This is a genomic window from Amycolatopsis sp. NPDC004378 (assembly GCF_053602455.1).
Window position 1 is genome coordinate 199,094 of sequence record NZ_JBSGDR010000019.1, and the last position, 14,395, is coordinate 213,488.

A 14,395-nucleotide genomic window follows, 5' to 3' on the forward strand; every position below is an offset into this window, starting at 1 on the left:
AGCTTCACGCGACACGCTCCAGCACCCGGCACCGGCCGCCGGCCGCGTGCGCCTCGACGTCGGCGCCGAACACCCGCAACGCGCTCGCCGCGAGGCGGGCCGCGCCGTCCGGGTGGGCGCACGCGCCACGGCCGGCGAGCAGCGGGAGCCGCTCGGCCAGGCGCGGCGGACAAGCGCCGCCGACCAGGGACGCGAAGTCTTCCGCGACCGCCGGAAGGCCGAACATGCACGGCCCGCACTGCCGGGCCGACTCGGCCGCGAGGAACGCCAGGACCTTCGCCGTGTACGCCAGCCCGCACGCGCGGGCCGGCAGCGCGTACACCGCCGGAATCCCCGAGACCCCGAGCCTCAGGTCGGCCGTCCAGGTCCCGCCGTACCCGCCGACGAGCACTGCCTGCACCGGCTCGGTCTCGCCGCCCGCAGCGGCCAGCAGGTCCGCGAGCGACGCCCCGCGCGTCGCCTCGACGACCCCCGGGCGGGCGACCGCGCCGGTCACCGTGACGAGGTCCGTGCGTGCCGCGCGGTAGTGGTGCGGGCCGAGCAGGACCACCAACGCCAGCTGCGCCAGCGTGTCGACGTTGTCCACGAGCGTCGGGCGGCCGCGCACCCCGCGCTCGGCGGGCCGCGGCGACTTGCCGAGCGGTCGCGCGTCCCCGGACGTCAGGTAGTGGACGAGCGCGGTCTCCTCACTGGCGACGTACCGGCGCGGGACCTCCTCGACCCGGACCGGCACGGGGTCGTCGCGTTCGGCGAGAGCCGCGCGGACACCAGGCAGCACCGGGCTGCCCGCGTGCACGCACAGCACCGCCTCCCCGGCCCCGATGGCGTGCGCGGCGAGTTGCAGGCCGTCGAGCACCAGGTGCGGGGAGAGCGTCAGCAACGCGGCGTCCTTGTGGCTGAGCGGGTCGCCCTCGCAGCCGTTGGCGACGACGATCGAGCGGCGCGCCCGGGCACCGCGCAGCTTCACCGCGGTCGGGAAGCCGGCCCCGCCGCGGCCGCGCAGGTCCGCCGCGGCGACGGCTTCGATCAGCCGGTCGCGGCCGTCTTCGCCGTGGTAGGCGACCCACGGCAGGACGCCGTGGGCGCGCCGGTGGCCGGCCAGGTCGAGCCGGCGGGGCGGCAGGATGGTCATCGGGAGCCTCCGAGCGGCGAGAGCTTGCGGGTTTCGGTGTCGGCGTCGCGGGCGGTGACCCGGTAGGCGACGGCGCCGAGCGCGGCCAGCACGCACAGCACGTCGAGGGCGACGATCCAGCCGTACGCGGCGTCGTTCTCGGCCATGCCGAAGCCGTGCACGAGCGCGACCGGCCAGCACAGGTAGGCGAGCCAGTGCACGGCGCGCCAGGCCCGCGCCGGGATGCGCGTGCGGACCAGGCTGGTGACTACGATCGCCAGCAGCAGATCGATCGCGACGGCGCCGAGACCGACCCAGAACGGCTGGTAGTCCGCCCCGAACGGGATGATCACGTCGAGCCAGCCGAGCGGGACGTAGCCGTCGAGGACGGCCGACGCGATGTGCGCGGCGAGGAACGCGAGGCTGGTCAGCGCGAGGTTCCGGTGCACGGCGGCGACGGTGAACCGCGGCCACTCCCGCGTCGCGAACCGCCCGGCGCCGAGCGCGCCGAGGACGACGACGCCGGTGAAGAGCACGAGCGAGACGAGCCCGGTCGCGCGGCTGAAGTACCAGACGGCGGAGCTCATGCGGCGTCCCGTTCCGCCGGCCAGCCGGGCGTCGTGACGACGTCGCCGCCGACCCCGACGAGCCGCGCGGGCAGCCGCCGTTCCGCGAGCCAGCCCGTCGCAGCCATCCCGAGCACGACGGCCGCGGTGCTGGCGGTATTGGCGTCCACAGTGGACCTGGCGGCGACGGTCACCGTGCGCCAGCGCGGTTCCGGCACATCACCGGTCCGCGGGTCGACGATGTGGTGCACGGTCCGCTCGCCACGGCGCCAGCGCCGGCGGGCGATGCCGGAACTGGCGAGCGCACCACCCCGCCGCAGCGCAACAGTGGCGTCCGGCCGCGCGAGCGCATCGGCATGGTCATCGCCGAGGGCGACCTGCCAGCCGCCCGCGGGCCCGGCCCCCGCGGCGCGGAGATCGCCGCCGAGGTTGACGAGAACACCGCACCCGAGCACGGCGTGGATCCGCCGCGCAGCCCGATCGGCGGCGAGGGCTTTCGCGGTGGCCCCGAGATCGAGGTGGACCCCCCGCGGCAGGACGACGAGCCGTTGCCCGGGATCGAAGAGCACCCGATGCCAGCCGGGCGCGGGGGTGAGGGGCCGCGGCTCGGGTCCGGCAGCCGGGCCGCCAGGCGTGGCTCGATCACGAGCAATCTCACCGCCGAGGCCGCCGGTTTCAGCCGCCGCAGGGCCGCCGGATCCAGCCGCCGCAGGGCCGCCGAGGCCGCCAGATCCAGCCGCCGCAGGGGCGCCGAGTCGACCCGCACCAGGGCCGCCCGGATCCCCGCACGCAGCGACAGCGCCGGAACCAGCCACCTCGGGGCCGCGCGAGCCTCCGAACTCGGCCGCGCCGGCGAGCGGAGCCGCATCGCCCGTCTGCCGGGCCGAGCTGCCGGAACCCTCCAGCAACGCGAAATCCCGGTCGTACCCCAGCGCCCGCACGGCCGCACCGACCGTCGGATCGACCAACCCGTCCGTCAGGCGGGCCGCCCGCAAGGCCGCTCCCAATGCCTCCGCCAGCAGCGGTCCGACCCGGACCTGGCGCCCGGCCGTCTCGTGCAGGCGGGAGATCTCCGAGTCCGTGCGGAAGCGGCTGCACGCCAGGTCGATCGCCGCCAGCTCCTCGTGCAGGAGCGCGACCGCCGCGTCCAGCTTCGGTGGGTCCGTGACCAGCACCTCGGCCGTCGTGCCCAGGGCCGGGAACGCCCTCGCCGCGGTCGTCACGACGCACCCGTGCCCGTGTGGGCCTGGCCGGATCCGCTGCCCAGGCCGCTGTCGGACGACTGGAGCTGGTCCTGGGAACCGGTATTGGTGGTCTGGGTGGTCGACGTGTCGGCGGAGGCCGCCGACAGGCCGAAGCCGATCGCGCCGGCGGCGGCCGCGCCGAGCACCGCCGCGGTCACCGTGACCAGTGCGGCCTTGCGGCGGCCGTGCTCGCGGCGGGCCGGGCCGTCTGTCGTGTGGGGGTCCATGGGACCGAGTCTCGGCGCGGATCCTTTGAACGAGCTGGGAGCGACCTGTCAAGTCCCTGACTGTCCACTATGGACACCTACCAAAGGAGGTTGACACCCGAAAGCGATTCACCCACTCTTTCCGTTGTTCGCCGGAGGTTCCCTGATGTTCACGAACCGGACCACGGCACAGCACCGGCCGGCCCGGGGGACTGGGCATCATGAGGCGCCCTCACCCGCCACCGTTGGAGGACTCCATGATCCGCAAGCGGATCTTCGCCGCCTTCGCCGCCGCCACCCTGGTCACAGCCGGTGCGGTCACCGCGGCCGTCGTCACCGGAACGGCCGAACCGGCGGTCCGGCCGACCGCGTCGACCGTGCCGGCGTTCGACCACGTCGTCCTCGTGATGTTCGAGAACAAGAAGTACTCGTCGATCAACGGCAGCTCCAGCGCCCCCTACTTCAACACCCTCGCCTCGCAGAGCGCGAAGTTCACGAACTCCTTCGCCATCACCCACCCGAGCCAGCCCAACTACGTCGCCCTGTTCTCGGGCGCGACGCAGGGCGTGACCAGCGACAGCTGCCCGGCCGACCTCGGCGCGAAGGCCAACCTCGGCCAGCAGCTCATCGACGCGGGCAAGACGTTCAAGGGCTACTCCGAGTCGATGCCCTCCGACGGCTACACCGGCTGCTCCAGCGGCAACTACATGCGCAAGCACAACAGCTGGGTGGACTTCTCCAACGTCCCCGCGGCGAGCAACCTCCGCTACACGAACTTCCCCGCCGACTACAGCCAGCTGCCGACGGTCTCCTTCGTCACGCCGAACATGTGCAACGACATGCACGACTGCTCGATCGGCACCGGCGACACCTGGCTCAAGAACAACCTCGACGCCTACGCCCAGTGGGCGAAGACGCACAACAGCCTGCTGATCGTCACCTTCGACGAGGACAGCGGCACCTCGGTCAACCAGATCTTCACCAGCTTCACCGGCGCGCACGTCAAGACCGGCAGCTACAGCGAGTCGATCAACCACTACACCGTGCTGCGCACGATCGAGGCGTCCTACGGCCTGCCGGGCATCGGCGGCGCCGCGAGCAAGTCGCCGATCCTCGACGTCTGGCAGTAACCCGCGTGTACCTCTCCACCATCGGTCGCCGAGAGCACACCGGCAACGGCAAGCTCTCGGCGATCGGCGCGAACGTCTTCGCGCTCGGCGCGGTCAGCCTGGTCACCGACGTCTCTTCGGAGATGGTCACCGCGGTCCTGCCGGTGTACCTGGTGCTCGGGCTGCACCTCGGCCCCGCCGCGTACGGCCTGGTCGACGGCCTCTACACCGGCGCGACGGCGCTCCTGCGGATCGTCGGCGGGTACGTCGCCGACCGGGTCCGGCGCCGCAAGGTCGTGGCCGGCGCGGGCTACGCGCTGTCGGCGGTGATGAAGCTCGGCCTGCTCGCGGCCGGCTCGTCCGCGGCCGCGATCGGCGCCGTCATCACCCTCGACCGCACCGGCAAGGGCCTGCGGACCGCACCGCGGGACGCGCTGATCACGCTGTCGGCCCCCGAACCGCTGCTCGGCCGGGCCTTCGGCGTCCACCGCGCGATGGACAGCGTCGGCGCGTTCGCGGGGCCGCTGGTGGCGCTCGCGGTGCTGGCCGCGGTCGGGGCCGCGAACCCCGAGGCGTTCGACGCGGTGTTCGTCGTCAGCTTCTGCATCGCCGCGATCGGCGTGCTGCTGCTGGTGCTGTTCGTCCGCGACCGGCGGACGCCGAAACCCGCGGACCCCGTCTCCCCGCGCGCGGCCGTGGCGTTGCTGCGGGGCAGCGGCGTGCGACGGCTCCTGGTGGCGGCCTGCGTGCTCGGCCTGGCCACGGTCGGCGACGGGTTCGTGTACCTGCTGCTGCAGCACAAGGAGGACGTCGCGACCGGCTGGTTCCCGCTGCTGGCCGTCGGCACCAACCTGAGCTACCTGCTGCTCGCCGCGCCGCTGGGCGCGCTGGCCGACCGGGTCGGCCGGCTGCCGGTGGTGCTCGGCGGCTACGGCGCGCTGGCGCTCGTCTACCTGCTGCTGGCCGGGCCGGTCTCGGGCTGGCCGCTGTTCGTCCTGGCGCTGGCGTTGTACGGCGCGTTCTACGCGGCGACCGACGGCGTGCTGATGGCCCTGGCCGGCCCGCTGCTGCCGGAATCCCTGCGCACCACGGGACTTTCGCTGGTGCAGACCGTGCAGGCGCTCGCCTACTTCGCCTCGTCCGTCCTGTTCGGACTGGCCTGGCAGTTCTGGGGTCCCGAGCTCGCGATCGGTGTCGCCGCGGGCGGGGCCGTGGTGGCGATCGCCGTGACGTTCGCCGTGCTCTCCCCGAGGAAGGCCGCGTGAAGACCCGGATCCTGATCGCCGTCGCCGGCGTGCTCGTGCTGGCCGGAGCGGCGGTCGCGTATGTCGGGTTCGCGAGCGCGCGCAACCACGACGTCGCGGCAACCGGTGCGGTGAGCCTCTCCCCCGGCCCGCGGCTGCTCTTCCGCAGCACCGCCGACGCCGACCGCGGGCACGTCACCAGCGTGTCCGCCGCCGATCCCGGCGGGCCGCGGACGGTGTCCCCGCTGTCGTGCGTGCGGGTGTACGCCGCCGGCGGCACCGGGATCTGCCTGCGCCAGGACGGCGATCTCACCACCTACCAGCTGGTGGTGCTCGACGCGCAGCTCGCGTCGAAGCGGGAGATCCCGCTGGTCGGGCTGCCGAACCGGGCGCGGGTGTCGGCGAGCGGCCGGATGCTCGCGTGGACGGTGTTCGTCACCGGCGACTCCTACAACGGCGGCATGTTCTCCACCCGCGCCGGCATCCTCGACACCGTGACCGGCGACCTCGCCGGGACCCTGGAGGACTACGCCGTGACCGTCGACGGCCGGCCCTACCAGGCGGCGGACCTCAACTTCTGGGGTGTCACGTTCACCCGCGACGACCGCCACTTCTACGCGACGATGTCGACGGCGGGCCACCGCTACCTCGTCGCGGGCGACTTCGCCGCGCACACGATCCGCACGCTGCGCGAGAACGTCGAATGCCCTTCGCTGGCACCGGACGAAACCCGCGTGGCGTTCAAGTCCGCCGTGGACGGTGACCCGGGCAAGGGCTGGCGGCTGTCCGTTGTGGACTTGACGACCTCGAGGGTGACGCCGCTGGCCGAGACCCGCAGCGTGGACGACCAGCCCGCGTGGCTCGACGACCACACCGTCGGCTACGGCGTGCCCCGCGGGCCGGGCCACTCGGACGTCTGGTCGGTCCCCGCCGACGGCTCGGGCGCGCCCCGGCTGCTGATCCCGGAAGCGGAGTCCCCGGCGGCGCTCAGCGACGCTCGTACTGGGCGATGATGACGCCCTTCGTGGTCGTGACGCTGCTGGTGAGCGTGAACTCGGTGCGCGGCGCCGGTCCGTCGAACAGGCGCGTCCCGGAACCGAGCGTCAGCGGGTGGACCAGCAGCGTGTAGCGGTCGACGAGGCCGGCGGCGTGCAGTGCGTGCCCGAGCGAGGCGCTGCCGATGACGGACAGGTCGCGGCCGGGCTGCTCCTTCAGTTCGGCGACCGTCTTCTCGGCGTCGCCGCGCAGGAGGACCGAGTTCTGCCAGGCGCCGGCGTCGTCGAGGGTGGTCGAGGCGACGTACTTGGTGACGGCGTTCATGTGCGTGGTGAACGGGTTGCCGTCTTCGCGCCCGGCCCAGGCGCCGATGAAGTCTTCCCAGGTCCGCCGCCCGAAGAGCATGTCGCCGGGGCGGCTCATGCCCTTGGCCATCTCCCGGGCCAGGACCTCGTCCTGGTAGCCGGTGCCCCACCCGCCGTGGGCGAAGCCGCCGCGGGTGTCTTCGTCGGGCCGGCCGAGGCCCTGCACGACGCCGTCGAGGGTGACGTTCATGGTGACGGTGATCGAGCGCATCCGGGTGTCCTTCCGTTCGGGGTGGGTCACCTCCGGTACGAACGGCGGAGCCGCGGATCGACAGCGGGGTCAGTCGAGGTTGCGCAGGCCCTCGAGGATGCGCCGCATGAGGTCGCTGTCCGGGGGCGCGAACGCCAACCGCGGCACCGGGACCCGGCCCGACGGCGGCCGGGGCGGCGGGATCGCGCGCGGGACCCGCCACGGCAGCCGGTCCGGAGAGGCGTCGCGGCCGATCTGCTCCGGGATCGGCAGGGTCGGCAACGCGATCGTGCCCGCTTCGGCCAGGCGGACCGCGGCCTGTTCGAAGCGGAGGCGGGCCTGGATGCCGGCCACCGTCCAGTCCGGCTCCGGATCCGGGTCGACCGGGACCCGGCGCGGGCGGCGTTCGAGCGCGATCGCCCAGGCGGCCGCCGCGAGCGCGGGCAGCAGCAGGCCGGCGACGATGGCGAATCCGGGCAGGTCCGCGGCCATCAGGAGGCCCCGGAGACGGTTGGCAGCATGGCGTTCACTTCCGGACTTGCGGTTCTTCCGAAGCATGGCCGACACCTGGATATTCGACGTGAACGAATGTTTCGCGGACCCCGGAAGCCCATCATGAACGAGGGGCAACGCTCCCGCAAGCGGCCGAACGGGGTGCCCCGTCCGGGCGGTGAAACTGCAGGTCACGACCGGTTTTCGGGTAGCCGGAACGAGCCCCTCACCCAGTAGTACGGACGCCGCCGGGATCCGGTTCACTTTTGTTTCGCACGTTCCCGGTGCCGGCCCGGCGCGAACTCGCGGAATACGCATTCCGGTCGGCACACCTCGTGAGTCCCACGAGGTGTGCCTTCACGCACCGCGACTCAGCCGAGGGAGCAGCTGCGGGCCAGGTCGGCCGGGGTGGCGCCCGCCGGACGCGCGATCGTTCCCGACGTCGGCGGGCGGACGCCGCGCAGCCAGCCGGCCAGCGCGTCGAACGCCGTCCGGAAGCACGGGGCCAGCGGCCGGAGCCGGTCCGGGTACTGGTCGACCAGGCCGTCGACGTGGTTGCCGTCCTCGATCCGGTAGTAGCGGTGCAGGTTCCCGCGGCCGGCCGAGGTGATCATCCGGTCGTAGACGTCGGAGTCGCGCGTGATCGGCAGCAGGGTGTCGAGCGTGCCGTGCAGGGTCAGCAGCGGCTTGCCGATCCGGCCGGTCAGCGAGATCCGCTCCACCGCCCGCGCCACCGACGACGGCCGCGACGCGTAGTCGTAGTCGGCGTCACAGGAGGGCGTTCCCGAAGCGCAGAACGGGATTCCCGCCGCCAGCGAGCCGTCGAACGACGGGTCCACCGCCTCGCGGTAGATCCGCTGCGTGAGGTCCCAGTAGACGCGGTAGTGGTAGTCCCACAGGAACTCCGACCCCGGCGCGAACCCGGCGTCCAAAATGGACTGGTGCGCCGCCGCCGAACCGGCCGCGTAGGCCGGGTAGTTCCGCAGGGCCGGCGGCAGGAACGTGAACAGGTTCGGTCCGCCGGCGCGCCACAGGGTCCCCTCCCAGTCGACGCCCCCGTCGTAGAGCCACGGCCGGTTCTCCAGCTGCCAGCGCACGAGGTACCCGCCGTTGGACAGCCCGGCGGCCAGCGTCCGCGCGGGCGGGCGCCCGTAGTGCCGCGCCACCACGCCGCGGGCGGCGACCGTCAGCTGCGTGACGCGTGTGTTCCACTCGGCCAGCGCGTCGCCCGGCCGGACACCGTCCGCGTAGAAGGCGGCACCGGTGTTGCCCTTGTCGGTCGCGGCGAAGGCGTAGCCCTCGGCCAGCGCCTGGTCGCCGATCGCGCGGTCGTTCGCGTACTGCCGCCGCGTCCCGGGCGAGCCGGACACGACCAGGCCGCCGTTCCAGTGGTCCGGCAGGCGCAGCACGAACTGCGCGTCGTGGTTCCAGCCGTTGTTCGCGTTCGTCGTGGACGTGTCGGGGAAGTACCCGTCGACCTGCACGCCGGGCACCGCGGCGAACGTCGGCAGCCCCGCCGACGTCAGGCCGGCCCAGTCGGCCTGCACGGTGTGCCCGGACGCGAGCGTCCCGGTCGTCGTCAGGTCGTCGAGGCACGCGGACACGGCCTTCTGGGCGCCGGGCACGTCCACCCGGCAGCGCCCGGCCGAAGCCGACGCCGACGCGGGCAGGCCCGCCGCGAGCGCCCCCGCCAGAACCAGGACCAGCCATCTGCGCACGGTTCACCTCCAGTCTCGGATGGAAGGCCAACCCAAGCGCGTGCCCCACCCGCGAGCCATCCCGCCGGTCACCATGAATCCCCGCGGCGATGTGGTGGCCGTCCACATGGTCCGCACCACCGGGACGATCTAGCGTCACCGGGGACCCTCTCAACGACGAGAAGGAACTCACCATGCGCAAACTCGCCCTGGCCGGACTCGCCGCGGTCACCGCAGCCGTGCTCACCACCGTCGGGGTGGCTTCCGCCGATCCGCCGCCGTCGTCGCTCGTCCAGGTCGCCGACTTCGGGGCCAACCCGGGCGCGCTGGCGATGTACACCTACACGCCGTCCGGGCTCGAGAGCGGCCGCCCGCTGGTCGTCGCCCTGCACGGCTGCACGCAGGCCGCGAGCGACTACTACGCCCACGCCGGCTGGGCCGAGCTGGCCGACAAGTGGCGCTTCGAGGTCGTGTACCCGCAGCAGTCCACCGCGAACAACTCGCTGAAGTGCTTCAACTGGTTCTCCACCGCCGACGACACCCGCGGCAGCGGCGAGGCCGCGTCGATCAAGTCCATGGTGGACAAGGCGGTCGCCGACCACGGCTCGGACCGCTCACGCGTCTACGTCACCGGGCTTTCGGCCGGGGCCGCCATGACCGCGGACCTGCTCGCCGCGTACCCGGACGTCTTCGCGGGCGGCGGCATCGACGCCGGCATCCCCGCGCAGTGCGCCACGAGCGTCACCGAGGCGTCGGGCTGCCAGATGAACGACCAGAACCTGACGCCCGCGCAGTGGGCGTCGAAGGCGAAAGCCGGCTACCCCGGCTACAGCGGGCCGTGGCCGCGCGTCGCGATCTGGCAGGGCACCGCGGACTACACCGTCTACCCGGTCAACGGCACCGAGCTGCGCGACCAGTGGACGGCGGTGCACGGCGTCTCCCAGACTCCGACGAGCACCCAGTCCCTGCCGGGCAGCACGACGCTGACGAACTACGCCGACAAGGTCCAGCTGTATTCGATCGCCGGCATGGGCCACGGCACCGCGGTCGACCCGGGCACCGGCGCGGCGCAGTGCGGCAGCACCGGCGCGTACTTCCTCGCGGGCATCTGCTCCAGCTACTACACGGGCGTGTTCTGGGGGCTGGACAAGGGAACCGGCGGTACGACGACGACCACCGCGCCGCCGACGACGGCCACGACCACCACCCAGCCGTCGGGCACGTGCGTGAACGCGAGCAACTACGCCCACACCCAGGCGGGCCGGGCCCACCAGAGCGGCGGGCAGGTGTACGCGAACGGTTCCAACCAGGCGATGGGGCTGTGGAACACGTTCACCACGCACGCCCTGCAGGAGACGTCACCGGGGTACTGGGTCATCGCCGACGGGAAGTGCTAGCAGGCCCGTCAGCAGCACCGCGGTCAGCCGCCGCGCCGCCGCGCTCGTGGGCGCGGACGTCGTCGCCCGCAGCGCGAGCCGGACGTCGCCGGCCGACACCCCGGGGCGCAGGACGCCCTCGGCCCGGGCCCGTTCGACCAGCCGCGTGAACGCTTCGGCGTGCCCGCGGCGCCGGTCGGCGAGCTCCGGTCCGGTCAGGACGTCGAGCAGCCCGGGCTCCTCGAGCCGCCACTCGCCGAAGCGGTGGAACGTCCGGGTCAGCGCGCGGCGGCTGTCCGGGTCGGCGAGCGCGGCCCGCAGCTGGTGCTCGCACCGGTCCACCTGGCCGGCGACCACGGCGGCGAGCAGGTCGGCGCGGGACGGGAAGTGCCGGTGGACCGTCGCGGGCGCGAGCCCGGCCCGCCGCGCGATCTCGCGCACCGGCAGGTCGGGGCCGTGCCGCGCGAAGGCCGTGTGCGCCACCGCGACGAGGTGCCGGCGGTTGTGCTCGGCGTCCACCCGGCGTTTCCGAGTCACTTCGTCCCGCACGGCTCTCACTTCCCCGCTCGTCACCGGTGCTGACGCCTACCGTAGGCGTGATCAGCGGTCGGACGTCGAGGAGTGAGTGTGTTCGCAGTCCGGTTCGAGCGGTTCGGCCCGCCCGGCGTCCTGTCCACCGGCGAGCTCCCGGAGCCGCACGCCGGGCCCGGCGAGGTGCGGATCCGCGTCCGGGCGGCCGGGGTCTCGCCGGTCGACCTCGCCATCCGGGCCGGGAAGTCGCGGGCGCCGATCGCCCTGCCGCACATCCCCGGCGTCGACGCGGCGGGCGTGGTGGACGAGGCCGGGCCCGGGGTCGCGGTGGGTGACGAGGTCTTCGGCGCGGTCGACGTCGCCCGGCTCGGCGGCGCGACGGCCGAGTTCGCCGTCCTCGCCTTCTGGGCGGCGAAACCGCCGTCGATGCCGTGGGAGCAGGCCGGCGCGGCGGCCTCCGGCATCGAGACGGCCACCCGGGCCTTGGACCTGCTCGCCGTCCGCGACGGCATGACGCTGCTGATCGACGGCGCGTCCGGCGGGGTCGGCAGCCTCGCGGTGGGCCTCGCGCTCGCGCGCGGCGCCCGCGTGTTCGGGACGGCCGGAGACCCGGATTTCGTCGAAAGCCTGGGCGCCACACCGGTTTCGTACGGCCCCGGCTTGCCCGCACGGGTACCGGGCCGGGTCGACGCGGCTCTCGACGTCGCGGGCCAAGGCTCGCTGCCGGAGCTGGTCGAGCTGACCGGGACGCCGTCGAAGGTCGTCACGCTCGCCGACTTCGGCGGTCCCTCGCACGGCGTCCGCGTCTCGACCGGCGCGCTGGGCGGCGAGCCGGACGGGCGGCACGGCCTCGCCGCCGCGGCCGCGTTGTTCGAGGCGGGCCGGTTCCGCGTGCCGGTCGAGGCGGTGTTCACGGACGCGGCCGCCGCGCACGCCGCCGCCGGACGCGGGCCGCGGCGGGGCAAGGTCGTCGTGCGGGTCAGCGGGTAGTCGCCCGGACCGCCGCGGTCCACTCGGCCGGGCGCGTGGAGCCCCGCTCGCCGAGCGCGATCAGGGCGCACTCGCGGCCTTGGTCGAAGAGTGACTGCGCGATCGTGGTCAGGCCGGTGCGCGCGGCGTCCGGGTCGTCGTCCCACCCGGCCACCGCGAGGTCTTCGGGCACGCGCAGGCCACGGCGCCGGGCGGCGTCGAGGACTGCGAAGGCGAGCTGGTCGCTCATGGCGACCACGGCGTCGGGCTCGGTGTCGAGCAGCTCTTCGACCGTCTTGCCGGCTTCGTCGCGGTCGTTGCGGGACACCACGGCCACCGGGATCCCGCCTGGGTCGCCGAGGTGGTCGTAGATGCCGAGCAGCCGCTCCCGAGTGACGGGGAACGCCACGGTTTCCGGCGCGGGCCCGGTTTCCAGCCGCGGCCGGCGGTCGCGGTCGAAGGGGAAGCTGAGCACGGCCGGCCGGCGCGCGCCGGCGAACGTGCGCGCGGCCAGCTCACGCGCGGACGCGCGGTTGTCGATGGTGACCACCCGGGCGCCGCCGACGGCCGGGCCGCCGTGGATCGCGACCGGTTTCCCGAGCCCGCGCACGACGTCGAGCACCGGGTCGGCGTCGACGGTCGTCCAGACGATGTAGCCGTCGACCGACGCCGACCGCACGCGCTCGACGTCATCCTCCGCGCCGGTGGTCGGGATGAGGTTCAGCCCGCTCCCGCGTTCGCGGCAGACCTCCGCCACGCCGGCGAGGAACCGGCGGGCCTGCGGGTCTTCGAAGGCGTAGGCGAGGTGTTCGCCGAGCACGACGCCGATCGCGCCGTTGTGCCGCCGGCGCAGCGACCGCGCGGTCGGGTCCGGCCCGCGGTAACCGAGCTCGGCGGCCACCTCGCGGACGCGCCGCAGCGTCTCGGGCGCGACCCGGTCGGGCTGGTTGTAGCAGTACGACACCGTCATCGCCGAGACGCCGCAGCGGCGCGCGACGTCCGCCATCGTGACGCGACCGGCACCGGACATGGGCACACCTTAGCTGTGTATCGTTAAACAATGCTCGTCGCACCCCGGACCCGGCTCGCGCTCGGCGCCTTGAGCGCCGCCTGTTTCGTGTCCGTGACCTCGGAAAACCTGCCCGTCGGCCTGCTGCCGCAGCTCTCGGCCGGGCTGGGTGTCCCGGAACCCGCCGTCGGCCTCCTGATGACCGGGTACGCGCTGGTCGTCGCGGTCTCGGTGGTGCCGCTGGTCGCGTTGACCGGCCGCTGGGACCGCCGGACGACCGCCCTGGTCACCCTCGGCATGGTCGTGGTGTCCAACCTGGTCCTCGCGGTCGCGCCGAACTACGGCGTCGCCGTCGCCGCCCGGCTGGTGGCGGCCGCGGGCCACGGCGTGTTCTGGTCGGTCGTCGCGTCGATGGCCGGCCGGCTGCTCGGACCCGGACAGGGTGGCCGGGCGACGGCCGTGGTGTTCGCCGGGAACTCCCTGGCCTTCCTCTTCGGGCTCTCGGCCAGCTCGTGGCTCGGCGCGACCTTCGGCTGGCGGACCGCGGTCCTCGCCGTGGCCGGGGTCGCCGCGCTGACCGGGCTGGTCATCCGGCTCACGGTCGGCCCGATGCCCGCCGAAGCACCGGAGCCCGGGCGGCCGGCCGTCGCCGACCGCGCGCTGTTCCCGGTCAACCTGACGACGTTGCTCGTGGTGACCGGGCACTTCGCCGCGTTCACCTACATCACGGCGCTCATCGCGCACTACGTCCACCTGACCGGCCCGGCGACGTCGAGCCTGCTCTTCGCCCACGGCACGGCGGGCCTGATCGGCCTGATCCTGATCGGCAGGCACGTCGACCGGCACCCGCGCGCGACGGCGTTGTTCACCACCGGTGGCCTCGCCGTCTGCATGCTGCTGCTGCTGGCCGGCCCCGGAGTCGCGGTGCCGGGCGCGGCGATCGTGCTGTGGGCCGGTCCGGCGGCCGGGATCGGCGTGGTGCTGCAGGCGGCGGTCCTGCGCGTCGCGAAGGGCCGACCGGACCTCGCGTCGGCGGTCTACATCGTGGCGTTCCAGATCGGCATCGCCCTCGGCGCGGCGCTCGGCGGGCTCGGGCTGGACCACGGGATGCTCCCTCTCGCGGCCGTCATCGCGGCGGCGGGCGGCGTCACGTCGGCGATCGTCGTGCGCCGGTCGCGGGCGTTCGATTCACCGGCCTAGGGCGTGTCCTGTAAGCGGTTGAGCTGGACCTCTGGTAGTTGTGCCCGGTGGTTGGTCGCGGTGAGTTGACGGAGAAGGCGTGGGCGGTGA

15 protein-coding genes are annotated in these 14,395 nt (G+C 73.8%); 6 read left to right on the forward strand and 9 right to left on the reverse strand.

Features of this window, described 5'->3' with window-relative positions:
- Window positions 1-4: 4 nt before the first annotated feature.
- The 4 genes from ACWEN0_RS38740 to ACWEN0_RS38755 are packed head-to-tail and all read right to left on the reverse strand — an operon-like array spanning window position 5 to window position 3,148.
- On the reverse strand, window positions 5-1,132 hold the full coding sequence (locus ACWEN0_RS38740) for an NADH-ubiquinone oxidoreductase-F iron-sulfur binding region domain-containing protein (protein WP_451984975.1): 1,128 nt from the start codon (window positions 1,130-1,132) through the stop codon (window positions 5-7).
- Window positions 1,129-1,698, reverse strand: coding sequence for a ferric reductase-like transmembrane domain-containing protein (locus ACWEN0_RS38745; RefSeq protein ID WP_451984977.1), 570 nt, complete (start codon window positions 1,696-1,698; stop codon window positions 1,129-1,131). The genes ACWEN0_RS38740 and ACWEN0_RS38745 overlap by 4 nt, the downstream gene beginning before the upstream one ends.
- Window positions 1,695-2,900, reverse strand: a complete 1,206-nt coding sequence (locus ACWEN0_RS38750) for an FAD:protein FMN transferase (protein ID WP_451984979.1) — start codon at window positions 2,898-2,900, stop codon at window positions 1,695-1,697. Before ACWEN0_RS38750 ends, ACWEN0_RS38745 begins: the two co-directional genes overlap by 4 nt.
- Window positions 2,897-3,148, reverse strand: coding sequence for a hypothetical protein (locus ACWEN0_RS38755; RefSeq protein WP_451984981.1), 252 nt, complete (start codon window positions 3,146-3,148; stop codon window positions 2,897-2,899). Before ACWEN0_RS38755 ends, ACWEN0_RS38750 begins: the two co-directional genes overlap by 4 nt.
- 236 nt (window positions 3,149-3,384) lie before the next feature.
- Between ACWEN0_RS38755 and ACWEN0_RS38760 the strand changes: the two genes are divergently transcribed.
- The 3 genes from ACWEN0_RS38760 to ACWEN0_RS38770 are packed head-to-tail and all read left to right on the forward strand — an operon-like array spanning window position 3,385 to window position 6,493.
- On the forward strand, window positions 3,385-4,257 hold the full coding sequence (locus tag ACWEN0_RS38760; RefSeq protein ID WP_451984983.1) for an alkaline phosphatase family protein: 873 nt from the start codon (window positions 3,385-3,387) through the stop codon (window positions 4,255-4,257).
- 5 nt (window positions 4,258-4,262) lie between these two features.
- A complete protein-coding gene (locus tag ACWEN0_RS38765; protein WP_451984985.1) occupies window positions 4,263-5,501 on the forward strand; it encodes an MFS transporter in 1,239 nt (412 codons plus the stop codon).
- Window positions 5,498-6,493: a hypothetical protein gene (locus ACWEN0_RS38770; RefSeq protein WP_451984987.1), complete on the forward strand. Its 996-nt coding sequence runs from the start codon at window positions 5,498-5,500 to the stop codon at window positions 6,491-6,493. The genes ACWEN0_RS38765 and ACWEN0_RS38770 overlap by 4 nt, the downstream gene beginning before the upstream one ends.
- Here ACWEN0_RS38770 and ACWEN0_RS38775 read toward each other — a convergent pair.
- The 3 genes from ACWEN0_RS38775 to ACWEN0_RS38785 form a co-directional block, all read right to left on the reverse strand.
- Window positions 6,468-7,052, reverse strand: a complete 585-nt coding sequence (locus ACWEN0_RS38775; protein ID WP_451984989.1) for a dihydrofolate reductase family protein — start codon at window positions 7,050-7,052, stop codon at window positions 6,468-6,470. The two genes, ACWEN0_RS38770 and ACWEN0_RS38775, sit on opposite strands and share 26 nt — an antisense overlap.
- Window positions 7,053-7,121: 69 nt before the next feature.
- Window positions 7,122-7,523: a hypothetical protein gene (locus ACWEN0_RS38780; RefSeq protein WP_451984991.1), complete on the reverse strand. Its 402-nt coding sequence runs from the start codon at window positions 7,521-7,523 to the stop codon at window positions 7,122-7,124.
- 371 nt (window positions 7,524-7,894) lie between these two features.
- Window positions 7,895-9,223, reverse strand: a complete 1,329-nt coding sequence (locus tag ACWEN0_RS38785; protein WP_451985011.1) for a tannase/feruloyl esterase family alpha/beta hydrolase — start codon at window positions 9,221-9,223, stop codon at window positions 7,895-7,897.
- A gap of 191 nt (window positions 9,224-9,414) precedes the next feature.
- Here ACWEN0_RS38785 and ACWEN0_RS38790 point away from each other — a divergent pair, with 191 nt between their 5' ends.
- Window positions 9,415-10,617 carry an extracellular catalytic domain type 1 short-chain-length polyhydroxyalkanoate depolymerase gene (locus ACWEN0_RS38790; protein ID WP_451984993.1) on the forward strand — a complete coding sequence of 401 codons (1,203 nt, stop codon included), beginning with the start codon at window positions 9,415-9,417 and terminating at the stop codon, window positions 10,615-10,617.
- On the opposite strand, the gene ACWEN0_RS38795 is transcribed toward ACWEN0_RS38790, so the two are convergent.
- Complete coding sequence (locus ACWEN0_RS38795) at window positions 10,579-11,145, reverse strand: TetR/AcrR family transcriptional regulator (RefSeq protein ID WP_451984995.1); 567 nt, start codon at window positions 11,143-11,145, stop codon at window positions 10,579-10,581. The genes ACWEN0_RS38790 and ACWEN0_RS38795 overlap by 39 nt on opposite strands.
- A gap of 78 nt (window positions 11,146-11,223) precedes the next feature.
- Between ACWEN0_RS38795 and ACWEN0_RS38800 the strand changes: the two genes are divergently transcribed.
- Window positions 11,224-12,117, forward strand: coding sequence for an NADP-dependent oxidoreductase (locus ACWEN0_RS38800; protein ID WP_451984997.1), 894 nt, complete (start codon window positions 11,224-11,226; stop codon window positions 12,115-12,117).
- On the opposite strand, the gene ACWEN0_RS38805 is transcribed toward ACWEN0_RS38800, so the two are convergent.
- Complete coding sequence (locus tag ACWEN0_RS38805) at window positions 12,107-13,126, reverse strand: LacI family DNA-binding transcriptional regulator (protein WP_451984999.1); 1,020 nt, start codon at window positions 13,124-13,126, stop codon at window positions 12,107-12,109. The two genes, ACWEN0_RS38800 and ACWEN0_RS38805, sit on opposite strands and share 11 nt — an antisense overlap.
- A 30-nt stretch (window positions 13,127-13,156) precedes the next feature.
- Here ACWEN0_RS38805 and ACWEN0_RS38810 point away from each other — a divergent pair, with 30 nt between their 5' ends.
- Entirely contained in the window at window positions 13,157-14,305 is a 1,149-nt protein-coding gene (locus ACWEN0_RS38810) for an MFS transporter (protein WP_451985001.1), read from the forward strand.
- Window positions 14,306-14,395: the final 90 nt, after the last annotated feature.